Origin of the sequence: Pantoea sp. CTOTU49201, assembly GCF_032054795.1 — a bacterium.
Taxonomy (GTDB): domain Bacteria; phylum Pseudomonadota; class Gammaproteobacteria; order Enterobacterales; family Enterobacteriaceae; genus Pantoea; species Pantoea symbiotica.
In genome coordinates this window covers 1-8,602 of the sequence record NZ_DAMBSA010000193.1, presented here as the reverse complement: position 1 = coordinate 8,602, position 8,602 = coordinate 1, and the positions used below count along the sequence as shown (strand labels likewise).

Annotated in this window: 7 protein-coding genes; 4 read left to right on the top strand and 3 right to left on the bottom strand. The window is 52.1% G+C overall.

Annotated features, from left to right (window positions below):
- Positions 1-661 (top strand): LuxR C-terminal-related transcriptional regulator (locus RTY00_RS14285; RefSeq protein WP_312664895.1); only part of this gene is annotated, 661 nt, incomplete at its 5' end.
- 128 nt (positions 662-789) lie between these two features.
- Here RTY00_RS14285 and RTY00_RS14280 read toward each other — a convergent pair.
- Together RTY00_RS14280 and RTY00_RS14275 are read right to left on the bottom strand one after the other, a co-directional pair.
- Complete coding sequence (locus tag RTY00_RS14280) at positions 790-1,323, bottom strand: GNAT family N-acetyltransferase (RefSeq protein WP_312664894.1); 534 nt, start codon at positions 1,321-1,323, stop codon at positions 790-792.
- A gap of 44 nt (positions 1,324-1,367) precedes the next feature.
- On the bottom strand, positions 1,368-1,877 hold the full coding sequence (locus RTY00_RS14275; RefSeq protein ID WP_409519141.1) for an N-acetyltransferase family protein: 510 nt from the start codon (positions 1,875-1,877) through the stop codon (positions 1,368-1,370).
- A 63-nt stretch (positions 1,878-1,940) separates the two neighbouring features.
- Between RTY00_RS14275 and RTY00_RS14270 the strand changes: the two genes are divergently transcribed.
- The gene (locus tag RTY00_RS14270) at positions 1,941-2,513 is read left to right on the top strand and encodes an XRE family transcriptional regulator (RefSeq protein WP_312664892.1); all 573 of its coding nucleotides are present in this window, start codon (positions 1,941-1,943) and stop codon (positions 2,511-2,513) included.
- Positions 2,514-2,573: 60 nt separating this feature from the next.
- Here RTY00_RS14270 and eptB read toward each other — a convergent pair whose 3' ends face one another.
- Positions 2,574-4,226 (bottom strand): kdo(2)-lipid A phosphoethanolamine 7''-transferase, encoded by a 1,653-nt coding sequence (gene eptB / locus RTY00_RS14265; RefSeq protein ID WP_312664891.1) that lies wholly within the window; start codon positions 4,224-4,226, stop codon positions 2,574-2,576.
- A 453-nt stretch (positions 4,227-4,679) separates the two neighbouring features.
- Between eptB and RTY00_RS14260 the strand changes: the two genes are divergently transcribed.
- A complete protein-coding gene (locus RTY00_RS14260) occupies positions 4,680-6,344 on the top strand; it encodes a ShlB/FhaC/HecB family hemolysin secretion/activation protein (RefSeq protein ID WP_312664890.1) in 1,665 nt (554 codons plus the stop codon).
- A 12-nt stretch (positions 6,345-6,356) separates the two neighbouring features.
- Positions 6,357-8,602 (top strand): filamentous hemagglutinin N-terminal domain-containing protein (locus tag RTY00_RS14255; protein ID WP_312664889.1); only part of this gene is annotated, 2,246 nt, incomplete at its 3' end.

Below are 8,602 nucleotides of genomic sequence, written 5' to 3'. Positions count from 1 at the left end.
CGCCAATAATCACTTCCTGCAAGGTCAGTGGCGCAACGTGGCGCGCGCGCAGATTCTGTTGGGAAACATGAGTCAGGCCGAAGTGGTGCTGGATGAACTTAATGACAACGCCCGCGCGCTCAACCTGATGAGCGACATGAACCGTAATCTGCTGCTGTTAAATCAGATTTACTGGCAAACCCAGCGCAAAGCAGAAGCGCAGCAGGCGCTGACCGAAGCGCTTAAACTGGCGCGCAGCACCGGTTTCGTCAGCCATTTTGTGATTGAAGGTGAAGCGATGGCGCAGCAGCTGCGTCAGCTGATTCAGCTCAATACGCTGGATGAGCTTGATAACCATCGTGCCAGACGCATCCTCAGCGAGATTAATAAATATCATCGCCATAAGTTTGCCCATTTTGACGAAGGCTTTGTTAGCCGCCTGATTAATCATCCTGATGTGCCGGAGCTGATCCGCACCAGCCCGCTGACCCAACGCGAATGGCAGGTTTTGGGGCTGATCTATTCGGGATATAGCAACGATCAGATTGCTGGCGAGCTGGATGTTGCGGCCACCACCATCAAAACGCATATTCGCAATCTGTACCAAAAACTGGGCGTGACGCACCGAGCGGAGGCGATGAATCAGGCTCAATCGATGCTGCGGATGATGGGGTATGTGTAGTGAATCGGTCGCCATAAATGGCGACCCTACGAAAAACCGCGCCAATCCTCTGTAGGGTCGCCATTTATGGCGACCGTGACGAGCATTAAGATTTAAACGGGCGACCCTACGTTGATTTGGCTGGTTTTTTATGCGAGCCACTCTTCGCGGGTTAACTCCCACAATTCGTAATCGAGAACACCCGCGACATACTCTTTTTTACCGGTTTCTATCAGACGCATGCCAGAATTACGTGAGATCATCACCGAGCCGGTATTCACCGCCGCTTTTGGCACGCGTAATACATCGCGGCCCAACGTTCTAAACCAGAAGTCGTTTACGGCGTTGCAGGCTTCACTCATGAATCCGCGTTGCTGCCACTCAGGTACCAGCCAGAATCCGCGGTTATCATTTTCTCCATCACGCAGCTCGATCAGCCCAATTAATTCCTCAGGTTTCTCCTGACGTCTGATACTCCAGCACCAGCAGCGACTTTCCTTGACGGCGGGCAACACCACGTTATCGACGTAATCCTGCGCGGCACCTTCAGGATAAGGCCAAGGCACATTGGCATTGAGATAGCGCACGATTTCCCAGCGTGGGAAGGCGATTTGCATCGCCTGCCCATCGCGGCTTTCCAGCGGCTTCAGAATTAATCGTTCCGTTTTGATTTCTGGCGTCATATCTCCTCCATTTTGGGCTTTTGCTCCAGCCAGGGCATCGTCAATTAAGGTTGGTCCCTGTTATCCAGCCGTAATTGCATAAATGTTAGATCCAGCCAGCGGCCAAATTTCGTTCCTACCTGTTTAATCTGTCCGGCATCGGTAAATCCTAACTTGAGATGCAACGCGATTGAAGGTGTGTTTTCAGACTCAATGCCCGCCACCATCACGTGTTTACCTTGCGCGGTCGCATGCGTGATAAGTGACCGCAACAATGCTAATCCAATACCTTTTCCCTGTGCGGCGTTATGCACATAAACCGAATGTTCAACCGTATAGCGATATCCATCCCACGGACGCCAGTCACCATAGGAAGCGTAACCGAGCGCAATATCATGCTCATCAACGGCGACCAGAACCGGAAATCCTGCCAATTTCCGATCTGACAACCATTTGATTCGGTTAGCAATATCGACCGTGTTATCGTTCCATATAGCTGTGCTGTTCTGCACGGCATGGTTATAAATATCCGTGATTTCCGCTGCATCTTTTTCAACTGCCGGACGTATGTTCACCATAGACACCTCGCTGTTATGCCACTAAAGTAGACTCTTCGTACACTATCTTATATATCTACTATGTCAGACGAAAAATCCACTAAAGAAGATGATTTAAACGCGCGAATTGGCAAAAAAGTGAAGGCTGAAAGAGAAAAACGCAGCTGGTCGCTGACCGAATTGGCTGAGCAGTCAGGCGTATCACGGGCGATGATCCATAAAATTGAACGGGGAGAAAGCAGTCCTACAGCAACGTTGCTGGCACGTTTGGCGGGTTCGTTTGATATGAGCATGTCGCAATTGATCGCGTTGAGCGAAGTGCAGACTGGCACATTACTGAAACAGCATCAGCAACCGGTTTGGCAGGACCCTGAAACGGGATATATCCGACGACATGTGTCGCCGGGGCAGATACCGCTCGATCTTGTCAGCATAGAATTGCCGCCCGGCGTTAGCGTGCCGATGCCGGTCATTTCCTATGTGTCGCGCCGTCAGCTTATCTGGGTTTTAGAGGGCGAATTACGTTTTCAAGAAGGCGATAAAATCTTCGAAATGCAGGCGGGCGATTGTCTTGAACTGGGCGATCCTGCTGACTGTATTTTCAGGAATGACTCGGAACATCGTTGTCGCTATGCGGTAATCGTACTCAAATAAAAGCAGCAGCAGTTAAACATCCATTATTAATGGAGGTAAAACTGCCGCCTGGATTGTACCTTAATGCGCGCACCAGTTCCTGAGCGAATTAATTCCGCCATCTGGTGAGGTAAAACCTGAGCAGCCTAAGATCGAGTCGAATAACTTCTCGTGGAATACCGGCGTTTTGTCATTCTGCAGTTGCTGAAGTTTGGCAAATGACGCTTTGTTATTACTGTCACTTAAAAACTTATCCGATGCCCAAACCATAATCGGCACCGTGCGCTGCGCCATCGGTGCATGGTCACGTGGCGTGCCGTGGAAATGCAGATTATCGGAAATCGATTCCCCATGATCAGAGGCGTAAAACACGATGGCATTTTTATCTTTCAGGCTATCGAAAGTCTGTTTGAGAAAATAATCGGTATACAAAAGGCTATTGTCGTAGGAATTGATCATCTCCTGCGTGCTACAGGCATCGTCAATGCCCTGACACTCCGGCGTATAACGTGCAAACGCGCGTGGATAGCGTTCGGTATACATATAATGTGAGCCTTTGGTATGGAGAATCACAATATGCTTACCCTGCGGATGACGCTGAATTGAGTCCTGCAATTCATTAATCAACGCCATATCATCCACCGGCTTACCGACATTGCGTTTCTCCGCCTGAATAGATTCGCGCATTGAATAACTGTCGGCCATGACTTTGTTATAGAACCAGGCTTCGCTCTGCATGGAGTAGAGATCTTCCGAGAAACCTTGCTTCTTCATCACCGTGAAGACATTCATCTCTTTCAGCGTGCGCTGCGGGGCTTCTGAGGCGCCGCCTTCTCTAACAAACATGCAGCGCAGCGAGAGCTTGGTTGAGGTATCACAAGAATAACCCTGCAAGTGAACGAGGTTTTTTTCGTGATCGAGATAAGGCGTATTGTCGCGATCGTAACCGTATAAACCCATATGATCGCGGCGGGCACTTTCACCAATCACAAACACGATATACAAGTTATCCGCATTTTTCGGGGGAACGTATTTAAAGTGTTCTGCGGGATCGTAAAGATTACGGTTGTCTTCAGCCTGGCTGAACGAGCTATAAGCCAGCAAGCCAACGCCCGATAACCAGTTAGACGGTGAATAGGTACCCGCAACAATGCCGCCGTAGCTGGCCATCATGCGATTATTCTTCTTATCCTGTTCATCCTGCACCTTGCCCATTAAATTCAACGGTAACCAGCAACCTAATGCGGCAATAACAATGGCGATAGTTTTATAAGACCAGTAACGCTTTTTACTGATATTTGTTACGGGATTGCCGCGCATTCCGCGCCAGATTAGCCAAAGCGGGACGATATTAATGATCACCATCCACAGCATAAAGTGCCAACCCACCGATTCCTTAGAGAGGTCTAATGAATCGGTGGCTAAAACAGCGGCGATAATTCCATAACCAATATCAATATTAAAGAAAATCATGTAATAACTGGCGGCGCTGGAGAAGAAAACCAGCATGGTCATTAATACACGCGATAGATATTTCCCGGTTAATGAGGTTAACAACGTCAACAGCATTACCAAACAAAATGCAGCGATGATCTCAGTCACTAATGAAAGGGTGTTATCAAACTGCAGTTGCGTATAGCGACGGATGAAAATCGGAATATTAAGAAGTACACCGATATAGAGCGAAATAAACGCCGGTATATAAAACTGCTTAAGCCAACCCTTTTTAAACATGTATTCCCCGTTATTATAATGAACAACTAAATCACTTGCCTGTAAATTGACAACCCTAAGTGAGAGGATGGATTTGGGGATCAGTTCAACCGTTGCTGGGCCTAAAGTATGTTATAATGTAACAGCCCAATATAGGCGCTTGTGGCTTGATTAGGGCTCGCTACCACCACATTCCCCGCAGACTGCTAATCAATGCAGTAAAGATCCTCATTCTGTATATGCATTTCTCTCATCATTTCATTCAACATGCATGACCATGAAAGTAAACATTATCGGTGAAAATGATGGAATGACTGACTATTTGCGTTAAGGGGAAACTTCATGATTTATAAAATTGAATAAACAGGAAATTAAATTTTTTATAAGGAGCCAGGAACTTTCTGATTGTTAAGGTGATATTCTGCACAAAAGTGCTTACACAAAACTTACAATCAATTTCGCTTAAGTCTTATTATGATGGCAAAAACATGGATGTCACTGGCGCTGTGCGTCGGTATGATCACAACTTCTGCATTTGCGGCACCGTTAAATCCCGGCGACCGTGATTATATTCAGAACCAACAACAGCAACGTTTGCAAAATGACCAGCAGCAGCGTGACGCATTGTGGAGTGCTAACGCGCCGCAGAGCACGCCAGCAGCGGATTCCGGTCAGGCCGGTCCCTGCTTTCCGGTGCAGCATATCGCTATTCGCAACGCCACGCTAATTTCTGCCGGACAGCAGCAATCGCTGGCCGCACCTTATATTCATCGCTGCCTGAACTTAACCGAAATTAACTCGCTGGTGCATGCCATTTCTGACTGGTATATGCAGCGCGGTTATATCACCAGCCGGGCATTTTTAATTGAACAGGATTTATCGCAAGGCGAGTTAATTATTCCGGTGCTGGAAGGGAAGTTAGACGCCATTCATCTTGACGGCCAGCATCCGCGTTCATTACAGATGGCGTTTCCCGGCCTGGAAGGCAAGGTGCTTAACCTGCGCGATATTGAGCAGGGCATGGAGCAGATTAACCGCGTGCGCACCACGCCGGTGCAGATTGAAATACAGCCGTCGCCTAAAGCTGGTTATTCGGTCGTCAATCTAACGGCCAAACCGGAATTTCCGATCAGCGCATCATTAGGTTTGGATAATAGCGGACAGAAAAGCACCGGCGTTGGTCAGCTCAACGCCTCGCTGACGGGAAACAATCTGCTGGGACTGGCTGACCGCTGGTTTATCAGCGGCGGACGCAGCAGCGCCTTCAGCGACTGGCGTGATGCGCAAAACCTGCAAGCGGGTGTCAGCGTGCCCTACGGCTACGGCCTGCTCGATTACAGCTACAGCTGGAGCAACTATCACAGCAACTTCGTTAACAACGGCTTTACCTGGCTAAGCAACGGCGACAACGTGTCGCACCGGCTAAACGGTTCGTGGGTACTGTTCCGCAACGGCGATATCAAAACCGGCGTTCAGCTCGGCCTGAATCACTACTCCAGCCACAACTATCTCAACAATACCCTGTTGCAGAGCAGCAGCCGCAAAATCACCAGCGCGCAGCTGGGACTCAATCACACGCAGAAAATCCTCGGCGGCGTCGCCACGCTCAACCCAACGTTCAGCCGCGGCATGCCGTGGTTCGATGCCGAAGATGACGCGGGCAAGACCGGCGATTTGCCCAAAGCACAGTTCCGCAAGTGGAGTATCAGCGGCAGTTTCCAGCGTCCGCTGGCTGACAAACTGTGGCTGCTGAGCAGCATTTACGGCCAGTGGTCGCCGGATCGGCTGTACGGCAGTGAACGCCTGACGCTGGGTGGCGAAAGCTCGGTGCGCGGTTTTAAGGAGCAGTATCTCTCCGGAGATGCCGGTGGCTATCTGCGCAACGAGCTGAGCTACAGCCTGTTCACGCTGCCTGTTTTCGGCGACGTCAGCGCGCTGGCCGCCATCGACGGCGGCTGGTTAAAGAGCGACGCGCAGAATCGCGAGTCCACCGGCACCTTGTGGGGCAGCGCGGTAGGTCTCAGCACGCGCGGGCGCAATTTCTACACCCAGTACACCGTCGGCATTCCCCTCAGTTATCCCGGCCATCTTCAGCCGGATCACGTCAGCATTTACGCCCGCGTCGGGCTGGTTTTCTAAGAGGCAAAGATTATGGACGATCGTCAACCCGTTTCCCTCGCCCGTCGCGCGCTGAGTTACCTGATTTGCTATCTGGTGGCGGTACAGCCGATGCTGCCTGCTGTCGCCGCGCAAATTACGCCGGTAACGCCGGGCACAAAAATGGATGCCGCCGGCAACGGCGTGCCGGTGGTGAATATCGCCACGCCCAACGGCGCCGGGATTTCGCATAACCAGTACCAGCAGTACAACGTCGGCAAAGAGGGTTTAATCCTCAATAACGCCACCGGTCAGCTTACCCAGACGCAGCTGGGCGGCCTGATCCAGAACAACCCTAATCTGAAAGCCGGGCACGAAGCGCAGGCGATCATCAACGAAGTGGTTGGCGCTAACCGCTCACAGTTGCAGGGCTACACCGAAGTGGCGGGCAAAGCCGCTAACGTGATGGTGGCCAACCCGTACGGTATTACCTGTAACGGCTGCGGCTTTATCAATACGCCAAACGTCACGCTGACCACTGGTAAGCCGCAGCTGGATGCCAACGGCAATCTGGCTGCGCTGGAGGTGACGAAAGGATCGGTAATCGTCGAAGGTCAGGGACTGGACGGCAGCAGCGCCGATGCGGTGTCGATCGTCGCGCGCGCAACCAAGATCAACGCCGGGATCCATGCGAAAGATTTGTCGGTGACGTTGGGGGCTAATCGGGTCGGTGCGGATGGTTCCGTCACGCCGATTGCCGGTGAAGGTGCGGCGCCGTCAGTGGCGGTGGATACCGGCGCGCTTGGCGGCATGTATGCCAATCGTATTCATCTGGTGTCGAGCGAGAAAGGTGTTGGGGTTAACCTCGGTAACCTGGTGGCGAAGCAAGGTGATATTCAGCTGGATGCCAGCGGGAAACTGACGCTCAACAACAGCCTGAGCAGTGGTTCGCTGACGGCGAATGCTGAATCAGTGACGCTTGGTGGGGAAAACAAAGCGTCCGGACAGGTCGCGCTCAATGCACAGCAGGATGCAACGCTCAATAAAGGCACGCTGGTCAGCGATGCCGGAGTCAGCGTCACGGCGAAAGGAAATCTCACCACCAATGGCGCCAGCATCACGGCAGGACGCGATATTCAGCTCAGTGGCGCAACCCTTGTCACGGACGGCAATGCCGTCGCGAAAGCCGGTAACGATATCCGATTGCAGGCGCAGGATCGGCTCAGCAACAACGGCCAGCTGACGGCCGGAAAAAGCCTCAATATAACCGCAAAACAACTCGATAATCGCGGCATGCTGGCCGGTAACACCACCGGCATTAACACCCGAAGCCTGCAGAATGGTAAGGGCGCGGCCATCTCCGGCGCAGAGAATCTCACCCTCAGCAGCGACAGCCTGCTGAATCAGGGCGTATTGTCAGCGCCGGTGCTCTCACTCAGCAGCGTGCAAACCGACAACAGCGGGCTGATTCAGGGCAGCAAAGCGCTGACCTACAGCGGCAACCGCCTGAATAATCTGGCGGGCGGCACCTTGAGTTCGGATAACAGCTTTGCGCTCAATCTGCCACAGCTGAGTAACAGCGGGCTCATCACCAGCAAGGCAGGGCTGACGTTGAGTGGAGACGCGCTCACCAACAGCGGCGAAATCAACGCTGCCAGCCTGTTTGCCTCAAACGCGCAGCTGAACAATCAGCAGGACGGCCTGCTGCTCGCGGATAGCAACCTTAATCTTCAAAACGCTGCGCTGACCAATGACGGTCAAATCGCCGCAGCGACAACCACTGTTGATGCCAGTACGCTGAACAACAGCGGCACGTTGCAGGGCAATCAATCGCTGCAGGCCAGCGGCAAGGTGATAACCAGCAGTGGTACGTTACTGAGTGACGGCAAATTAACCATCGCAGCAGACACGCTCACTAACCGTGGCCAGCTGCAGGGACAACAGCTGGCGGTGACAGCGGGCAGCTGGCATAACAGCGGCAATGCGTTAAGTGCGGGTGATGGCGTACTCAACGCCTCAACGCTTGATAACAGCGGCAAAATTCTTGGTCAGCAGAACCTACAGCTCAAAGCAGATTCTGTTGATAACAGCGGCTGGTTGCTGGCGCAGGCGCTCACGCTTCAGGGAGATTTAGTTAACAGCGGGCTGATTCAGGGCAGTGATGCACTGACCGTGACGGGCGATAAACTCAATAATAAAACCGGCGGCCAGTTACTGAGTGCCGGCACGCTGACTACTCAGGCGGACAGCCTGGATAATCACGGCAGCGTTCAGGCCGACACGCTTGATATGCGGCTGCA

What these genes read in the sequence shown, in the direction of transcription:
- RTY00_RS14270 (WP_312664892.1), top strand. Translation starts at nt 1,941, where the DNA reads ATGTCAGACGAAAAATCCACTAAAGAAGATGATTTAAACGCGCGAATT.
- eptB (WP_312664891.1), bottom strand. Translation starts at nt 4,226, where the DNA reads ATGTTTAAAAAGGGTTGGCTTAAGCAGTTTTATATACCGGCGTTTATT.
- RTY00_RS14260 (WP_312664890.1), top strand. Translation starts at nt 4,680, where the DNA reads ATGATGGCAAAAACATGGATGTCACTGGCGCTGTGCGTCGGTATGATC.
- RTY00_RS14280 (WP_312664894.1), bottom strand. Translation starts at nt 1,323, where the DNA reads ATGACGCCAGAAATCAAAACGGAACGATTAATTCTGAAGCCGCTGGAA.